Genomic DNA, 17,595 nt, shown 5'->3' on the forward strand with positions numbered 1-17,595 from the left:
CCGACCTCGGCACGTAAGTCCTACCGACCTCGGCGGGTGGCGGCCTTCATGGTGGCGACGAAATCACGCAGCTCGGTCTGGAGCGCCGCCAGGGCGGCGGCGTACGCGGGTGAGTCCTCGCCGGACTTCTGCGCCAGGCGGGCCAGCGTTGGCACGTGGGACTCGATGATCTTCACGGTTGCGGATCCGGAGATCGCCCCGTCCGCGCCCGCCGCAATCGCCTCCGCCACCTGCCCGGGAGCAGAGATGCCGAAGCCCAGCATCACCGGCGCGGCAGCATCATGGCGCAGGCGTGCCACCGACTGTGCCAGGCCCACGGTGGAGGAGGCGCGCTCGGTGCCGGTCACCCCAACCCGAGAGACCGCGTACACGTAACCGCGGGAGGCCTCGGCCACCGCGTCCAGGGTCTGGGCGGCCGCCGAAGGCGGGGCGATGTACACGGCATCAATCCCGGCGGCCGCGGCGGCGTCCGAGAACCCCGCCGACTCGCGCACCGGCACATCCGGCAACAGCACCGAGTCGATGCCGGCGGCGGCGCAGCGGGCGTAGAAGGCATCCAGGCCGATTGCGAAGGGCACATTGCCGTAGATGAGCATGCCGATGGGCAGCTGAGGGTGGCGTGCACGCACCCGTGACACCACCTCCAGACAGTCGGCGAAGCCCACCCCGGCGTTAAGCGCACGCAGGTGTGCGCGCTGGATCGTCGGCCCATCGGCCACCGGGTCGGAGAAGGGTGTGCCCAGTTCCAGGGCGTCCGCGCCGCCGTCGATCAGTGCCTCAATGATCGCCTCGGAGGCGGCGGGGTTCGGGTCACCGACCATGACGAAGGGCACGAAGGCGCCCTCATCGGCATCGGCCAGGCGGGAGAACATGGCGGGATAACGGCTCATCTCAGGCCTCCTCATGTGGTTCCTCGCCCGGGGCGGATGGTGTGGTCGCCACCCCGGGACGCGCCAGCGACAGGTACTCAGTGCGCTTGCCCATGTCTTCGACCATGGCGGCCGCCCGGGCGACGGCGGAGTCCTCGGAGAAGCTGCCGCCCAGGCGCATGCGCACCTGCTCCAAGTCTTTGTCCCCGCGCCCGGACAGACACACCAGCAGGTGCGGCGTGGGGGCATCGGGTGGAGTCTCGCGAGCGATCTTGAGGGCCTGGGCGAGCGCGTGGGCGGACTCCAGGGCCGGGATGATGCCCTCCCAGCGGCTCAGCAGTCGGAAGGCCTCCACCGCCTCGTCGTCGGTGATCGCCACGTACCGGGCCCGCCCGGAATCGGCCAGCCAGGCGTGCTCGGGCCCGACGCCGGGGTAGTCCAGCCCCGCCGACACCGAGAAGGACTCCTCCACCTGCCCTTCCGGGGTGCGCATCAGGTAGCTGCGCGCCCCGTGCAGGATGCCGGTGGTGCCGTTGTTGATGGGGGCACCGTTGCGGGGCGTGTCCAGCCCCTCGCCGGCCGGTTCCACGCCGATCAGGCTGACGCCGACGTCGTCGATGAACTCTGAGAACATGCCGATCGCGTTCGAGCCGCCGCCCACGCAGGCGATCACCTGATCGGGTAGGCGCCCGGTCAGGGCCAGAATCTGGGCGCGCGCCTCAAGGGAGATGCAGCGGTGGTAGTCGTGCACGATCGTGGGGAAGGGGTGCGCCCCGGCGGCGGTTCCCAGCAGGTAGTGGGTGGTGGCGAAGGATGCGGTCCAGTCGCGCAGGGACTCGTTGACGGCGTCCTTCAGGGTGCCGGCGCCGCTGGCCACGGGCACTACCCGCGCCCCCATCAGCTCCATGCGCTCCACATTGGCCGCCTGCCGCACCACATCGGTGGCGCCCATGTAGATGGTGCAGTCCAGGCCCAGCAAAGCGCACACCATCGCTGTGGCGGTGCCGTGCTGGCCGGCGCCCGTCTCGGCGATGATGCGGGTCTTGCCCATGCGCTTGGCCAGCAGGGCCTGTCCCAGCACCTGGTTGCCCTTATGGGCGCCGCCGTGCACCAGGTCCTCCCGCTTGAGGAAGATGCGGGCGTTGCCCTCGCGGGGCAGGTTGTGCAACTCCGTCACCGGGGTCGGGCGCCCCAGGTAGCGGCGCATGAGCTTGTCCAACTCGGCGGCGAAGGACGGGTCCGCCTGGGCGTCGATGAAGGCGTCCTCCAGCTGGTCCAGGGCGGGGATCAGCAGCTCCGGCACGTACTGGCCGCCGTAGGGGCCGAAGTAGGCGCTCAACCGCGGGTGCGTGTGGTCGGCGTGCTCCCGCTGCGCCCGGGCGGTGTCCGTACCGGCCGCCCGTTGGGCGGCGTTGGCGGCGTCGCGTGCCTGACCGCGTTCGGGCACCGGCACGGCGGTGGCCAGCACCTCGGCCACCACGCCCGGGTCGGGCGCCGCCGACAGGGCCGAGCCGATCAGCAGGGCATCCACCTGCCCGGCCAGGCGCCGCACGTCGGCGGCCGTCTCCACGCCGGACTCGCCCACCAGCACCACGCCGGACGGCGCCAGCGGCGCCATCTGCTCCGTGCGGGAGACGTCTGTGGCCAGGGTGCGCAGGTCACGGTTGTTGATGCCGATCACCTGTGCCCCCAGGGCCGTGGCCCGGTGCATCTCCGCAGGCGTGGACACCTCTGTGAGTACCTCCATGCCCAGCGAGTGCGCCAGCTCCGCCAGCTCGGCGTAGACGTCGTCCGGCACCACCGAGAGCATCAGCAGGATCGCGTCCGCGCCCAGGCTGCGGGCGGCCAGCACCTGCACGGGATCCACGATGAAGTCCTTGCACAGCACCGGCACATCCACCACGGCACGCACGGCGGCCAGGTCTTCGAAGGAGCCGTTGAAGCGGTCCGGCTCGGTCAGCACGGACACCGCCGCCGCCCACGGCGCGTAGGCGCGCGCCAGCGCGGCCGGGTCATAGCTGGAGCGGATCGTGCCGCGTGAGGGGGAGGCGGACTTGCACTCCATGATCAGGGCGGGCCGCGGGCTCGCGTGATCGCCGCTGCGGGTGCGCAGGGCGTCGGCGAAGGAGCGCCGGGAGGGCTCCAACTGCTCGGCGCGCAGGTGCCCGAAGCGGGCGCGCAGCTCCGGCAGGCGCTCACGCCGTGCGGCCACGATCGCATCCAGGACGGTGCCGGTGGCGATCAACCGCTCGTCCACCGGACGGCGCTGAGGCCGGGCACCGCCGGCGTTGGGGGCGCCACTCATCGGGTCTCACCCTCCGCGGCCTCCGCCTTGGTCATGGAGGCCAGGTGCTCGGCCACCCGGCCACTGGACAACTGGTCCAGGGCCATGCGAGTGCCGTCGGCCAGGTTGTCCGCCGGACCGGCCAGGTACAGCAGGGCGCCGGCATTGACGGCGATGGCGTCCCGGTGGGCAGGCTCGCCCCGGCCGGCGAAGACCTCCCGCAGCAGGGCGGCGTTCTCCTCCGGCTCGCCGCCCAGCACGTCCTGGAGCGCGTAAGTGGACACCCCCAGTTCCTCCGGGGTGACCTCGTACGACTTGACACCGCGCGGGGTTGCCTCCCGCACCTGGGTGGGGCCGTGCACGGCGATCTCGTCGGTGCCCGCGCCGTGCACGATCAGGGCCCGTTTGCGGCCGAGCTTGACCATGGTCTGGGCGATCATGTCCAAGATGTCCGGGTCGGCCACACCCATCAGCTGGTAGGTCAGGTGCGCGGGGTTGAGCAGGGGGCCCAGCACGTTGAAGATCGTCGGGGTGGCCAGGGCCTTGCGGATCGGGGCCACGTGCCGCATGGCCGGGTGGTAGGCCTGGGCGAACAGGAAGGTGAAGTGGTCGCGGGCCAGGATCTCCACCGCCTGTTCCGGGCTGACGTCCAGGGGCAGGCCCAGGGCGGCGACGACGTCGGCGGCCCCGGTCTTGGAGGACACGGCCCGGTTGCCGTGCTTGGCCACCGACACCCCCATGGAGGCGGCCACGATGCCGGCACCGGTGGAGATGTTGATGGTGCCCACGCCGTCGCCGCCGGTTCCGACCACGTCCACCAGCGGGAAGGTGACCTCGGGGAAGGGTCGGGCCGCGTCGCGGAAGGCGCTTGCGGCGCCGGCCACCTCATCGGCGGTTTCGCCGCGGGCGTGCAGGGCGGCCAGCAGGGCGGCGGTCTCCGCCTCGGACAGGTCTCCGGCGCCGAGCGCGGCGAAGACCACGCCGGTCTCATCCTGGGTCAGGCGTCGGCCCTGGATGACGCCGCGCAGCAGGCGGTGGGCATCCTCGGCGTCGGCGATCGCCGGGGCGGTGGGAGTGCCCGGGGTATGCATGGCGTTGTTCTCGGCGGGCGCGGGGGTCATGATGAACTCCTTGAAGATGGATCGTGGTGCTGATTTGATACGGGGTCAGGTGGCGGCCGCGGCGGCCAGATCCGCAGTGAGTGCATGCAGGATGCCGGGACCCTGCGGGGTCAGGACCGATTCGGGGTGGAACTGCAGGCCGACGACGGGACGGGAGCGGTGTCTGGCCGCCATGACGACGCCGGAGCCGACAGGATCTTCCGCAGTGGTCACCGCCAGCGGGGTGAGCGCTGCGGGCAGTTCTCGGGTTCCCAGTGAGTGGTAGCGGGCCACGTCCAGGCGGCCGTCGGGGAGCGCCTGGAAGGCCGGGGAGGTGCGTCCCGCCTCGGTCAGTTCGACGCGTACGCTGCGGCCATGCACGGGGCCGACCCGCCCAATGGCGCCGCCGCAGGCCTCGACGATCGCCTGGAAGCCCAGGCAGATGCCGAGTGTGGGGATGGTGCGGTCCACGGCCGCGTGGATCAGTTCCATCAGGTTCCCGGAGGTGCGGGGGTGGCCGGGCCCGGGGGAAAGGCACAGCACCGGGCGCCCGCTGCGGGCGGTATCGGTGGGTGCGTGGCCGCCGCCGGGTTCAAGTGCGCGCAGCACCGTGGCTGCCGGTGCGGTGTTGCGGTAGACCTCAATGCTCGCCCCGAGGGAGGCGAACTGGTCCACCAGGTTGTAGACGAAGGAATCGCGATTGTCGAGCAGGACCACGTGCATGTCAGCGCCTCTCTTCCCCAGCAGTGGCCGCGGGGGCCGGTGCCTCGCCCGCGTCGGAGTCAATGACGAGACCGGCTCCCTGGGCGGCGGCGATGGCGGCCAGTACCGCGCTGGCCTTGTGCACCGTCTCGGCGGCCTCGGCCGCGGGTACCGAGTCGGCGACCACGCCCGCGCCGGCCTGCACCAGGGCTGTCCCATCGCGGACGAAGGCGGAACGGATGACGATGCAGGTGTCCAGTTCGCCGTCGCCGCGGAAGTAGCCGACCGAGCCGCCGTAGCTGCCGCGGCGCACCCCCTCGGCCTCCCGGATCAGTTCGGCCGCCCGCAGCTTGGGGGCGCCGGTGAGAGTGCCCATGGTCATGGAGGCACGGAAGGCGTCCAGCGCATCCAGGTCCGGGGCCAGCTGCCCGGATACCTCCGAGACCAGGTGCATGACCCGGCTGTAGCGGTCCACACGCAGCAGATCCTCCACCCGGCGGGTGCCTGGAACCGACACGCGGGCGACGTCGTTACGGGCCAGGTCCACGAGCATGACGTGCTCGGCGACCTCCTTGGCATCGGTGCGCAACTCCAGTTCTAGGCGGGTGTCCCGCTCGTGGTCGACGCTCCCGTCGGGCGTCAGGCCCCGCGGGCGGGTGCCGGCAATGGGGCGGATGGCGACCTGCCCGGTCTTGGCCGAGTGCAGCAGCGCCGACTCGGGGGAGGCGCCCAGCAGCTCGAAGTCCGGGGCGCCTACGTAGAACATGTACGGGCTCGGGTTGGATTCGCGCAGCGCATGGTAGGCGGCCAGCGCGTCGGGGCAGGGCAGGGTGAAGCCCCGGGCGGGCACCACCTGATAGACGTCCCCAGCGGCTATGGACTCCTTCATGGATTCCACGACGGCGGCGTAGTCGGCGTCGGACTGGGTGGGGGCGGCGTGCAGCACAGGAACCTGTCCGGCTGCGGCAGCCCGCTCCGTGGGCGCGGCGTCGGTGGCTACCTGATCCGCGAAGGCATCGGCGGCGGCCGCCAGTGCATCCAGGCGGGCGGTCAGGTCCGCGGCGTCCACGGAGGCGCCCACTAGTGTCGCGCTGCGGGTGGGGTGGTCGATCACCAGGATGATGCGGGCGTCATAGAAGAGGTAGTCGGGGCAGGTGTTCGCTCCCGGGGCCACCTCGGGCAGGGTCTCGAAGGTCGCCAGGTAGTCGAAGGCGAATGCGCCGGCCGTCAGCGGCAGGTGCGGGTGATCCACCGCTGCGGCCGCGAGCACCCGCAGCGGCTCGATGGTGGAGATGGCCTTGAGCCTCTCACGCTCCTCCACGCCATCGGGAGCAGGGGGGAAGACGAGGCCGAGGGCGGCGGAGGAGTCCGTGGACACGTACTCGCCGAGGGCTGCGCGCAGCCGTTCCAGGGCGGACTGGCCGTCGGCGAGAGCCTGGGGGAGGGCCTCGACCGTGACGGCACGTCCTTGACAGGTCAGACGAGTTGCCGCCTCTAGAACGGCGATAGTGGTGCGGGAGACCTTGGTGGTGATGTCGACGGACTCCAGCAGCACCGCGTCAAGGGGACGCGGGTTACCGGCCGGATCCGTCGTGGCGGCGATCACGCCGCGGCGCGCCAGGTGTTCCAGTAGCCGACCGGCGTCATCGTGATAGCGCACTGACCGCGTCAGCACGGCGGGTGGGGGAGGTGTCATGGGGTCCCTTCCTGTTCGTGCCACCGGCTGAAGCCGCCCCGAATACGAAGAGCCCGCCAGGTGGCGAGCTCATCAGATCCGGCGCCGACTATGCGGCGTGAGCGGCTCGCCCATTGGGGAGCCACCACCACTGGCGGGTGCGGAACGCGGTCATGGCGGCAGGCTAGACCGGCGGGCGGGCCGGGCCAAATCGGCGACACGTGGTGAGACGGGCCCAACGGCGGTCGACGGAACAGAACACGTGCTCGGGATGACAGATTATGCACCTTCTGGTGCGGGCATGTGGTTTGAGCCATAGAGTTTTGGTTGCCAATGAAGGCCCGCTCGATGTTGCGCGCAGACGCGCACCCGCTGAGCCGTATCGGTCCCCACCCGGGGGCCACCACCTGCAACCCGACCCCTACCCGTTTAAGGAGACCATCGTGCTCCAACTCATCATCAACATCCTGACGCCGATACTCGGCGGCATGGGAGTGTCATCGGCCGACGTTGAGACATATGTGCACAACTGCGCCGGCTACATCTACGCCCTCCTCGCCATCATCCTGGTTGCGATCGCGGTGGCGATTGGTGCGCACTGGCTGGCCAAGAAGGGGGACCGGCACCTGTGGCGCTGGGGCGCCGGACTGACCGCCGTGGTGGCCGCCGTCGTGATCGGCAATCTGGTGGTCTTCGGTCCGCTGTACTCGACCGTCTCCATCCTGGTCAATGTGAAGGGCAGCGTCTCCGAGGTCTCCCGGGCTACCTCGGAGGAGATCATCGGACGCGTCGGTGACGAGGGCTTCGTGCTGGCGGAGAACGACGACGGCCTGCTGCCGCTGCCCGCTGAGACCACCAGCCTCAACGTCTTCGGGTGGGCCTCCACCATCCCGATCTACGGTGGTACCGGCTCCGGCGCCGCTGACATGTCCAATGCGACCGGCGTCCTGGAGTCCCTGCACGACGCCGGCTACGCCACCAATGACACGCTCACGCAGCTTTACACCTCATACCGGGACACACGCGCACTGCTGGAGACCGGCACGATCGGTTACACCGACTGGACGCTGCCGGAGCCGACCGCCGACGCCTACACAGATGAGGTGCTCAGCGAGGCGAAGGACTTCTCCGACACCGCCGTGGTGGTGCTCGCCCGTTCCGGTGGCGAGGGCCAGGACCTGCCCACCGATATGAAGGGCGTCATCGACGGCGACTACGCCAAGATGGCTGAGACTGTAGCCGGTGGTAACGAGCGCTACTCGTACTTCAACGCCGAGTACACCAACAACGGCGACTACGACGACTTCGAGGCGGGCGACCACTACCTGCAGCTCTCACGCACCGAGAAGGACATGCTGCAGATAGTCAACGACAACTTCTCCCAGGTGATCGTCCTAATCAACTCCAACAACACGATGGAACTCGGTTGGCTGGACGACTACCCCTCCATCAAGTCCGTGCTGCTCGCCCCCGGAACCGGCCAGAACGCCATGGGCGCCCTGGGGCGCATCCTGTCCGGCGAGGTCAACCCCTCCGGGCACACCGTGGACATGTTCGTCAATGACCTGACCGCCACGCCCGCCTACAACAACTACGGCAACTTCACCTACACGAATGTGGATGACCTGGTGGAGCAGTACACGGCCGCCGATCCCGGCTTCCAGGGCGTACTCGGCCGCGTGAGCTACAACGAGGGCATCTACGTCGGCTACCGCTATTACGAGACCGCCCACGACGACCGCGTGGAGGGATTCAACTACGACGCCGCCGTACGCTACCCCTTCGGTTACGGGCTGTCCTACACCGACTTCACCCACGAGATTACGGCCTTCAATGCCGGCGAGGATGAGGTGCAGGTGACGGTCACCGTCACCAACACCGGTGACGTGGCCGGCAAGGACGTCGTCGAGCTGTACTCCACTCCGCCGTACACCGACGGCGGCATCGAGAAGGCGTCCGTGAACCTGGACGACTTTGCCAAGACCGAGCTATTGGACCCCGGTGCCACGCAGGCGATCGACTTTGTGATCCCCAAGGAGGAACTCGCCTCCTACGACTCCTCCGGCCTGAAGACCGTCGACGGCGGTTATGTGCTGGAGGCCGGCGAGTACACCATCTCCGCCCGCTCCGACTCTCACACCGTGCTGGACTCCGAGACCTTCAGGGTGGACGCCGACGTGGACTACTCCGCCCAGGGGCGCGCCTCCGACTCCGAGACGGCCACGAACCGCTTCGAGGAGTACTCCGCAGGCGGCGTCACCTACCTCTCCCGCGCCGGCCGCTTCGCCAACTACGGCGCGGCCACCGCCGCACCGACTGCGGAGGACCTGACCATGACGGATGAGGAGAAGGCCTTCATCGACTCCTACTCGGTGGCCAACTACAACCCGGCCGATCACGAGGACCCCGACGCGGTCATGCCCACCACCGGAGCGAACGGCGACCTGGCCCTGCGCGACATGACCGGCTTGGCCTACAACGATGAACAGTGGGACAGGCTGCTGGACCAGCTCACGGTGGAGGAGATGTCCGAGCTGGTCGCCGTCGGCGGATTCCAGACGGTGGCCGTCGGCTCCATCGACAAGCGGGCCACGCTCGACTCCGACGGACCCGCCGGCCTGAACGACTGGGTCATCGGTGTCATGGGCACCCCCTACCCGGCCGAGGTGCTCATCGCCCAGACCTGGAACATCGAGCTGGCAGGCGAGGTCGGTGCCGGCATCGCCCAGGAGTACGCCGACGCACACATCTACGGCTGGTACGGGCCCGCCATGAACACTCACCGCACCGCCTTCGGTGGACGCAACTTCGAGTACTACTCGGAGGACGGCGTGCTGGCCGGCAAGATCGCCTCGGCGACCACCAATGCGGCGGCGGCCAAGGGCGTGTACGGCTACATCAAGCACTTCGTGATGAACGACCAGGAGATCAACCGCTGCACCTTCTTGCAGACCTTCGCCACCGAGCAGACGATGCGTGAGATCTATCTCAGGCCCTTCGAGATCGTGGTGAAGAACCGGGCTGAGGGGCCGTATGCGGTGATGTCCTCCTTCAACTTCATCGGCAACCGGTACGCCGGTGCCAACGCCGACCTGCTCAACGGAGTCCTGCGGGACGAGTGGGGTTTTGAAGGCATGGTGCTCACGGACTGGTACGGCTCCTACGGCTACCAGATCACCATGGACTCGGTGCTCAACGGCAACGACATCATGCTGGGCATGGGTTCCCAGGCCCGCTCGGAGATTGAGAACCAGGACTCGCCGACCATGGTGACGGCGCTGCGGCAGGCCTCGAAGAACGTGCTCTACACGGTGGCCAACTCCGGCAACTACACCGTGGAGACCGACGCTGGCGGCCTGGACCGGCTCACCACCATGGCGATCATCATCGACGTGGCCACCGGCCTGCTGTGCGTGGGCGCGATGACCGCCGTCGTGTTGCGGTGGCGCTCCAAGCGGGCCAAGGCCCGGGCGAGCGCCCGGTGATTCCATGATCCACTGAAGATGTCCGAGATCGGCACAAACGGCTCAGAGCGATTCGCACCTGTTCGGGAAAACCGTGTGATTTCAACGTTCTCCGAACAGTGAGCGGTGGCCGCAGAGCCGTTTGTGCCGATCCTTGACATTTTTCCGCCGGGGAGGTCAACCCAGGAGGGCGGACAGGTGCTCGCGCACCTCCTCCATGTCCTTGTCGCCGCGGCCGGACAGGTTCACCAGCAGCAGCGGTGCGGGCCCTGCGGGCGTCTGCTCGGCATGCTCACGGGCCAGTTTGAGGGCCTGGGCAAGGGCGTGCGCCGACTCCATGGCGGGGATGATGCCCTCGTGCCGACTCAGCAGTCGGAAGGCCTCCAGCGCCTCGGCGTCGGTGACGGCCACGTACTGTGCCCGACCGGTGTCTGCCAGGTGGGCGTGCTCCGGGCCCACCGACGGGTAGTCGAGCCCGGCGGAGACCGAGTGCGAGGGCAGGACGGTGCCGTCGTCGTCGAGCATGACGAAGGAGCGCATACCGTGCAGCACCCCGGTGCGTCCGGCGTTGATGGGGGCGCCGTGCTCGCCCGTGGCCAGACCCCGCCCGGCCGGCTCCACCCCGATCAACTGCACCGAAGGGTCATCCAGGTAGGCGGCGAAGGCTCCGATCGCATTGGAGCCGCCGCCCACAGCCGCGATGACGGCATCGGGCAGGGCGCCGTAGCGCGCAAGCACCTGGCGGCGGGACTCGGCGGAGATGACCTGCTGGAAGTGCCGCACGATCGTTGGGAAGGGATGCGGCCCGGTGGCCGAGCCCATCAGGTAGAAGGTGTCCTCCAGGCGGGTGCACCACTGCGCCAGGGCGGCGTCGATCGCATCCTTGAGCCCCGCCTGCCCAGCGTTCACCGCCACCACGGTCGCGCCCATCAGCTCCATGCGCTCCACATTGGGACGCTGCCGCTCCACGTCGTGCGCACCCATGTAGATGGTGCACTCCATGCCCATCAATGCCGCCACCATGGCGGTGGCGGTGCCGTGCTGACCGGCGCCGGTCTCCGCGATCAGCCGCCGCTTGCCCATGCGCTTGGCCAGCAGCGCCTGGCCCAGGGCGTTATTGCCCTTGTGGGCTCCGCCATGAGCCAGGTCCTCCCGCTTCAGCAGTATGCGGGCGCCGCCGGAAAGCGGCAGGTGGCGGCATTCGAAGATGGGGGTCTGCCGCCCCAGGTAGTCGGCGCGCAGGTCGGCCAGTTCCGCCTCGAAGGCGGGATCGGCCACGGCCTCGGTGTAGGCGGCCTCAAGCTCGTCTAGCGCGGGCAGCAGCTCAGCGGGTACCTCCTGGCCCCCGAAACGCCCGAAGAAGGCGGGCAGGATCGTGTCCCGAGGGATGTCGGTGCCCCCAGAGGGAGGGACGTAACCGGGCGCGTCGGGGCCGAGAGGACCGGTGGGGACGCGGTTGGCGGTGGGGGCGGCCCCAGGCGGGGCTGCGTGCGGATCGGCTTGGGTGTGCACTGGGTCCTCCTGAACTGGCTGCACCGTCCTGCGGCGGTTGCATTGGCGAGGTTAGGGGTGTTCCTGTCGGCGGGCAAAAGGGCATACCGACATCTCTCATCGCGGGACTGTGGGCGGGAAGGGCGGCGCGGATGCAAGTTGTGCGCCGCAACTGACAGATTGCGCCCGGATCTCTATCGTGAGTGACCTGTGTCTCATATGATGACCGGTGAACCCTGCAAGACCCTGCCTGCAAGACCCTGCAAGGAGAGATCAATGAGGATCAAGCGAACAAGAATCATGGCCGCCGTCGCGCTGACGGCGGCCCTGGCCCTGGCGGGATGCACCTCAGGCGGCTCCACCGCCGATGCGACGGCATCCGCTGCCCTAGAGAACAACAGCAACACCTTCATCACCCAGGAACTGGACGATGGGAGCACCCGGTTCAACCGCGTTGTCAACCCGAATGGCGGTCAGGTACTGACCTACTCCGCTGACGGTTCCATGACCATCATCGAGCAGGCCGACGGCGAGTACACCTACGCCTTCAAGGACCTCAACGGCGACGGTGAACTCGACCCGGCCGAGGACTGGCGTCTGGAGGGAAGCGAGCGCGCCGCCGACTACGCCACCGTGCTGTCCAAGGAGCAGATGGCCGGGTTGATGCTCTTCTCCGCGCACGAGCGCGCACCCGAGGATGGGCTGACGAGCGAGCAGCAGGAGTACCTGTCCGATTCGTACCTGCGCGCGGTACTGAACGCGGGCGGCTCGGACGTTACTGCCAACGTGCAGTGGGTCAACCAGATGCAGGCCTACGTGGAGACCCTGGCCACCGCCGAAACCCCCTACATTCCGGTCAACTTCTCCTCCGATCCCCGCTCGGCCGCCACGGGTGACGGCGCCTTCAGCCAGGCCGGGGAGATTTCCAAATGGCCCGGTTCGCTGGGACTGGCAGCCACATTCGATCCCGACACGGTGCTTCAGTTCGGCCAGATGGTCTCCCAGGAGTACAGGAGCCTGGGAATTGGCACGGCGTTGTCTCCCCAGATCGACCTGGCCACCGAGCCGTGCTGGCTGCGAGTGTCCGGAACCTTCGGCGAGGACTCCACCATGGTCGGGGCGATGGCTGCCAACTACGTCGCGGGCTTCCAGGGCACGTACACTGACGGCGGCAAGAGCGGCTGGGGCACGGACTCGGTGGCCACCATGATCAAGCATTGGCCCGGTGACGGCGCCGGTGAGGGTGGCCGTGAATCCCACACCAATGCGGGCAAGTACGAGGTCATGGTGGGCGGCAACTCGGCCGAGCACTGGTCGGTATTCCAACAGGCCCTGGAGTCCTCGGCGGTGATGACCTCCTACTCGATCACTCTGAACGCGGGTGGAGAGCCGGAGTACGCCCGGCGGATGGGCTCCTCCTACGACGACGGCAAGCTCACCGCGCTGCGCCAGGGCAACTCCTATGACGGCGTCGTAGTGACCGACTGGGGCGTCACCCGCGCCACCACCGACCCCGATGACCCGGTGATCGCCACCGGCTGGGGAGCGGAGAACCTGAGTGTCGAGCAACGGCACTTCGAAATCATCAAGAACGGCACTGACATGTTCGGCGGCAACAATGACGCCGCCCCGGTCCTGGCCGCCTACGACATGTGGCAGTCCGCCTACGAGGCCGGCGACCTGGACATCGACGCCCGCACCCGCTGGCAGCAGTCCGCAACGCGCATCCTGACCATGTCCTTCAACATCGGCGCCTTCGACAACCCATTCCTGGATCTGGCCGCCTCCCAGACGCAGGTGGGCTCTCAGGACAAGGTCACGGCAGGTCAGGAAGCACAGCTGAACTCCGTTGTCACCGTCAAGAACGACGGCGCCATCACTCTGGATCCCCAGGCGGACTTCTCCGACCAGACCGTCTACATCCCGCAGACCTACGACACGGGTTTCAATAGTGCCTTCACCGAGGCCGAGTACACCGAGGGACCCACCCTGGACGTGGAGACGGCGGGCAAGTACTTCGGCAAGGTGGTCACTGACGAAGTCGCGTACGACGCCGACGGCCGCGTCACCGGTTACACCGCCCCCGACTTGAGCGACGTGGACCTGGTGTTGGTGGGCATGCGCTCACCGATCAACGGTACGAGCTTCTCCAAGGCCGGCTGGAACGAGCAGGCGGGCAGCTGGTACCCGCTCTCCCTCCAGTACGGCACCTATACCGCCGACGGAGACAATGTTCGGCGTACCTCGATCTCCGGGGACGTACTTGCAGACGGCAGTCGGGAGAACCGTTCCTACTACGGGGCTACCTCGGCGATCTCCAATGGCGCGGATCTGGACGCCTTCAACCGCGCCGCCGACGCGGTGGCGGCCTCGGGTAGGGACATCCCGGTAGTCGTGGCCCTCAAGGCCACGAATCCGGTGATTCCTGCGGAGTTTGAGGCGCGGGCGGACGCGATTGTCGTGGGCTTCGGCGTGGCCGACGAGGCGCTCATCCGGGTCGCACTCGGGCTGCACGAGTCCAACGGGCGCCTGCCCATCCAGTTCCCCGCGGACATGGACACCGTGGAGGCCAATCGGGAGGACGTGCCGAAGGATCTGACGCCCTACACCGACTCCGTCGGCAACACCTATGACTACGGCTTCGGTCTGCATCTGGACGGTTCGGTGATTGTGGATTGAGTCGAAGGCCCACCCGGATGCTGTGGGGGCGTGGACAGCCAACCGTCTCCGCCCCGGGACACGCACTGACAGGTTATGCGCCCGAACCGACAGATCGAGCGGTCACTGCGTTGTTGCGGGCCCGCATCGGCTGAAATAGGACCGCATGTCAATCACCGGCGGGCCGCGGCCCCGAATACCCGATGTTCGGGCTGATCGGGGTCCGGCACGCCTGTGAGTTTCCCCCCACCCCACCCCTTGCATTCCCGTGCGAGGAACACAGAGAGGTGTCTGCGACAGTGTTGTCAATCAACTGGAACGACGTCTGGAACGTGGTGGCGAGTCTGCGCCCGCAGCTCATCGCCATTGGCGTGGTGCTACTGGTGGCGCTCATTGTGACCGTCGCCGTACGCGGGCTCAACCGGCCGACCCGCAAGTTGGTGCGCTCAACCACTTGGGTGGCCGCCGTAGTTGCCGTTGCGGTCGCCGTGACCGGCATGATGTACGGAGGTCTGAAGACGATTCTCGACCTGTCCTCCGGCTCCGGCACGCTCACCGAGCAGACCAAGGCGACTGTGGAGGAGCTCGGCAACACGATCTCCGACGAGGGCATGGTGCTGCTCAAGAATGAGAACGCCACTCTGCCGCTCGACGACGGCGCCGCCATCAATGTGCTCGGCTGGGCCTCCACCAACCCCGTCTACGGCGGCACCGGCTCGGGTTCGCTGTCACCGGATAATCCCACCACCTCTCTGCTGGACGGCCTGCACAACGCAGGCTTTAAGACCAACACCGAACTGAGTGACTTCTACACCGCCTACCGCGCCGAGCGGCCCGAGGTCGGCATGTTCGCCGCCGACTGGACCCTGCCCGAGCCCGCCTCCGAGGCCTACACCGACGCCATCGTGTCCTCCATACAGGAGTTCTCCGACACGTCGGTAGTGACTATCGCCCGCTCCGGCGGTGAGGGCTTCGACCTGCCGCTGGACGTGAACGCCGAGGTCGCCGCCAATGGCGCTTTCTCCTTCACCGACAACTCCACCTCCCAGTCCGACTTCGCCGACGGCCAGGGATACCTGGAGCTCACCGCCCCCGAGCGCGACCTCATCCAGCTTGCCAAGGACAACTCCGAGACCGTGGTCGTGGTCTACAACGGTGCCAACGCCTTCGACCTGTCCGACTTGGCCGCCGACCCCGACATCGACGCGATCATCTGGGCCATCCCAGGTGGTCAGGTGGGCTTCAACGCCCTGGGACGCATCCTCGACGGTGAGGTCAACCCCTCCGCCAAGACCCCCGACACCTTCGTAGCGGACTTGAAGGCGTCCCCGGTCGCCAACAACTTCGGTGACTTCACGTACACCAACATGGAGGAGTACGGGCAGACCTCGCCGTTCACCAACACCACCACCTACCCCGGCTTCGTCAACTACGTGGAGGGCATCTACGTCGGCTACCGCTGGTATGAGACCGCGGCCGTCGAGGGCGTCATCAACTACGACGAGGCCGTCACCTACCCCTTCGGCTACGGCCTTTCCTACACTTCCTTCAAACAGGAGATGGGCGAGCCCAGTCGGGATGCCGACGGGACCATCAGCCTCGACGTGACTGTCACCAACACCGGAGACGTGGCCGGCAAGGATGTAGTGCAGGTGTACTACACCGCGCCGTACACGAACGGGGACATCGAGAAGTCCGCGGTGAACCTGGTGGCCTACGGCAAGACCGGTCTGCTGGAGCCCGGCGCTTCGGAGACTGTGACCCTCACTTTCGAAGAGGGTGACATGGCGTCCTACGACTATCGGGGCGCCAAGGCCTACGTGTTGGAGCAGGGTGAGTACACGATCTCCGTGCGCTCCGACTCCCACACGGTGATCGACTCGAAGACCCTCACCGTGGGCCAGACCATCACCTACAACTCCGAGGACAACACCCACGCCGGTGACGTCGCGGTGGCCACCAACCAGTTCGACGCCGCCGCGGGCGATGTCACCTACCTCTCTCGGGCGGATTCCTTCGCGAACTACGAGCAGGCCACCGCCGCCCCGGCGAACCTGGAGATGTCGGAGGAACACCGGGCGGCATTCGTCGCCAACTCCAACTACGACTCCACCGCCTTTGATGACGACGCCGACGAGATGCCCACCACCGGTGCCGACAACGGCCTGGTCCTGGGTGACATGCACGGCCTGGAGTATGACGACGCCAAGTGGGACCAGCTGCTCGACCAGCTGTCCGTTGCCGAGATGAACGCCCTGATCGCCAACGGCGGTTACGGCTCGGTGGCCGTGGACTCAGTCGGCAAGGTGCGCGTGTCCGATGTGGACGGTCCCGCCTCGCTGAACAACAACTTCACCGGTGTCGGCTCGATCGGGCTGCCGTCGGCAGTGTCCGTGGCCGCAACCTGGAATCAGGAGCTGGCACACGAGTTCGGCACCGCCATTGGCACGATGGCGCATGACATGGATGTGGCCGGCTGGTACGCCCCCGCCACCAACACCCACCGCTACGCCTACGCCGGACGCAACTTCGAGTACTTCTCCGAGGATCCGGTCCTGGCAGGCACCCAGGTGGCACAGGAGATCCAGGGCGCCAAGGAGCTGGGCGTGTACGCCTTCATCAAGCACTTCGCCATGAACGACCAAGAGACCAACCGCACCAACATGCTGGCCACCTGGTCCAATGAGCAGGCGATACGCGAGATCTACCTCAAGTCCTTCGAGATCGGCATCAAGGACGGTGGCGCCGGCGCGGTGATGACCGCCTTCAACTACATCGGCACCACCTATGCCGGGGCGCTGCCCGAGCTGCAGCAGACCGTGCTGCGTGACGAGTGGGGCTTCCGCGGTATGACGCTGACGGATTACTTCGCCGGCTACGGCTACCAGAACGCCGATCAGCTCACCCGCAACGGTGGCGACATGATGCTCGCCACCACCGACATCACCGTCAACTCCGTGCAGAACACCTCCGCCACCGGAGTGATCGCGATGCGGGAGGCCTCCCACAACATCCTGTACACGGTGGCCAACTCCTGGATCTACGAGAATGGCCAGCCGGAGGTGCAGCGCGCCTCCTGGGAGTATCTGGCCTGGGGAGTCCTGGCCGTGCTGGGTGTCGGCCTGATCGCTCTGGAGACAATCGCCGTCCGCCGCTACCTCCGGCGTCGCGGCGAGGTGACGGTCGCGGTCGCCAGCGGCGAGACCGTTGGTGACACCGATAAGGAGTGAACACTTCGCGGCCGGGGTGGGACCGGGGACTCCCGGTCCCCCCACCGCCGGCGATCCCCTCCGGAGCCGCCGGCCTAGCCCAATCCAACCCAACCCCCCGCCCAGGGAAGGTGCGCCCCCGG

The 17,595-nt window shown here is 67.8% G+C and carries 9 protein-coding genes; 3 read left to right on the forward strand and 6 right to left on the reverse strand.

Annotated features, from left to right (window positions below; translation table 11 throughout):
- Positions 1-20 precede the first annotated feature (20 nt).
- The 5 genes from trpA to Q4A20_RS08165 are packed head-to-tail and all read right to left on the reverse strand — an operon-like array spanning position 21 to position 6,651.
- The gene (gene trpA, locus Q4A20_RS08145; RefSeq protein WP_303122210.1) at positions 21-890 is read right to left on the reverse strand and encodes a tryptophan synthase subunit alpha; all 870 of its coding nucleotides are present in this window, start codon (positions 888-890) and stop codon (positions 21-23) included.
- 1 nt (position 891) lies between these two features.
- Complete coding sequence (gene trpB, locus Q4A20_RS08150) at positions 892-3,174, reverse strand: tryptophan synthase subunit beta (RefSeq protein WP_303122211.1); 2,283 nt, start codon at positions 3,172-3,174, stop codon at positions 892-894.
- Entirely contained in the window at positions 3,171-4,274 is a 1,104-nt protein-coding gene (gene trpD / locus Q4A20_RS08155) for an anthranilate phosphoribosyltransferase (protein WP_303122212.1), read from the reverse strand. Before trpD ends, trpB (Q4A20_RS08150) begins: the two co-directional genes overlap by 4 nt.
- Before the next feature lie 45 nt (positions 4,275-4,319).
- Entirely contained in the window at positions 4,320-4,976 is a 657-nt protein-coding gene (locus tag Q4A20_RS08160; RefSeq protein WP_303122213.1) for an aminodeoxychorismate/anthranilate synthase component II, read from the reverse strand.
- Between the two features lies 1 nt (position 4,977).
- A complete protein-coding gene (locus tag Q4A20_RS08165; RefSeq protein WP_303122214.1) occupies positions 4,978-6,651 on the reverse strand; it encodes an anthranilate synthase component 1 in 1,674 nt (557 codons plus the stop codon).
- Positions 6,652-7,073: 422 nt separating this feature from the next.
- Here Q4A20_RS08165 and Q4A20_RS08170 point away from each other — a divergent pair, with 422 nt between their 5' ends.
- Positions 7,074-10,115, forward strand: a complete 3,042-nt coding sequence (locus tag Q4A20_RS08170) for a glycoside hydrolase family 3 C-terminal domain-containing protein (RefSeq protein ID WP_303122215.1) — start codon at positions 7,074-7,076, stop codon at positions 10,113-10,115.
- A 156-nt stretch (positions 10,116-10,271) separates the two neighbouring features.
- On the opposite strand, the gene trpB (Q4A20_RS08175) is transcribed toward Q4A20_RS08170, so the two are convergent.
- Positions 10,272-11,606, reverse strand: a complete 1,335-nt coding sequence (gene trpB / locus Q4A20_RS08175) for a tryptophan synthase subunit beta (protein WP_368502461.1) — start codon at positions 11,604-11,606, stop codon at positions 10,272-10,274.
- A gap of 255 nt (positions 11,607-11,861) precedes the next feature.
- Between trpB (Q4A20_RS08175) and Q4A20_RS08180 the strand changes: the two genes are divergently transcribed.
- Entirely contained in the window at positions 11,862-14,264 is a 2,403-nt protein-coding gene (locus Q4A20_RS08180; RefSeq protein ID WP_303122216.1) for a glycoside hydrolase family 3 N-terminal domain-containing protein, read from the forward strand.
- Positions 14,265-14,530: 266 nt separating this feature from the next.
- A complete protein-coding gene (locus Q4A20_RS08185; RefSeq protein WP_303122217.1) occupies positions 14,531-17,473 on the forward strand; it encodes a glycoside hydrolase family 3 C-terminal domain-containing protein in 2,943 nt (980 codons plus the stop codon).
- Positions 17,474-17,595 lie beyond the last annotated feature (122 nt).

Origin of the sequence: Actinomyces sp., assembly GCF_030530635.1 — a bacterium.
Lineage (GTDB): Bacteria > Actinomycetota > Actinomycetes > Actinomycetales > Actinomycetaceae > Actinomyces.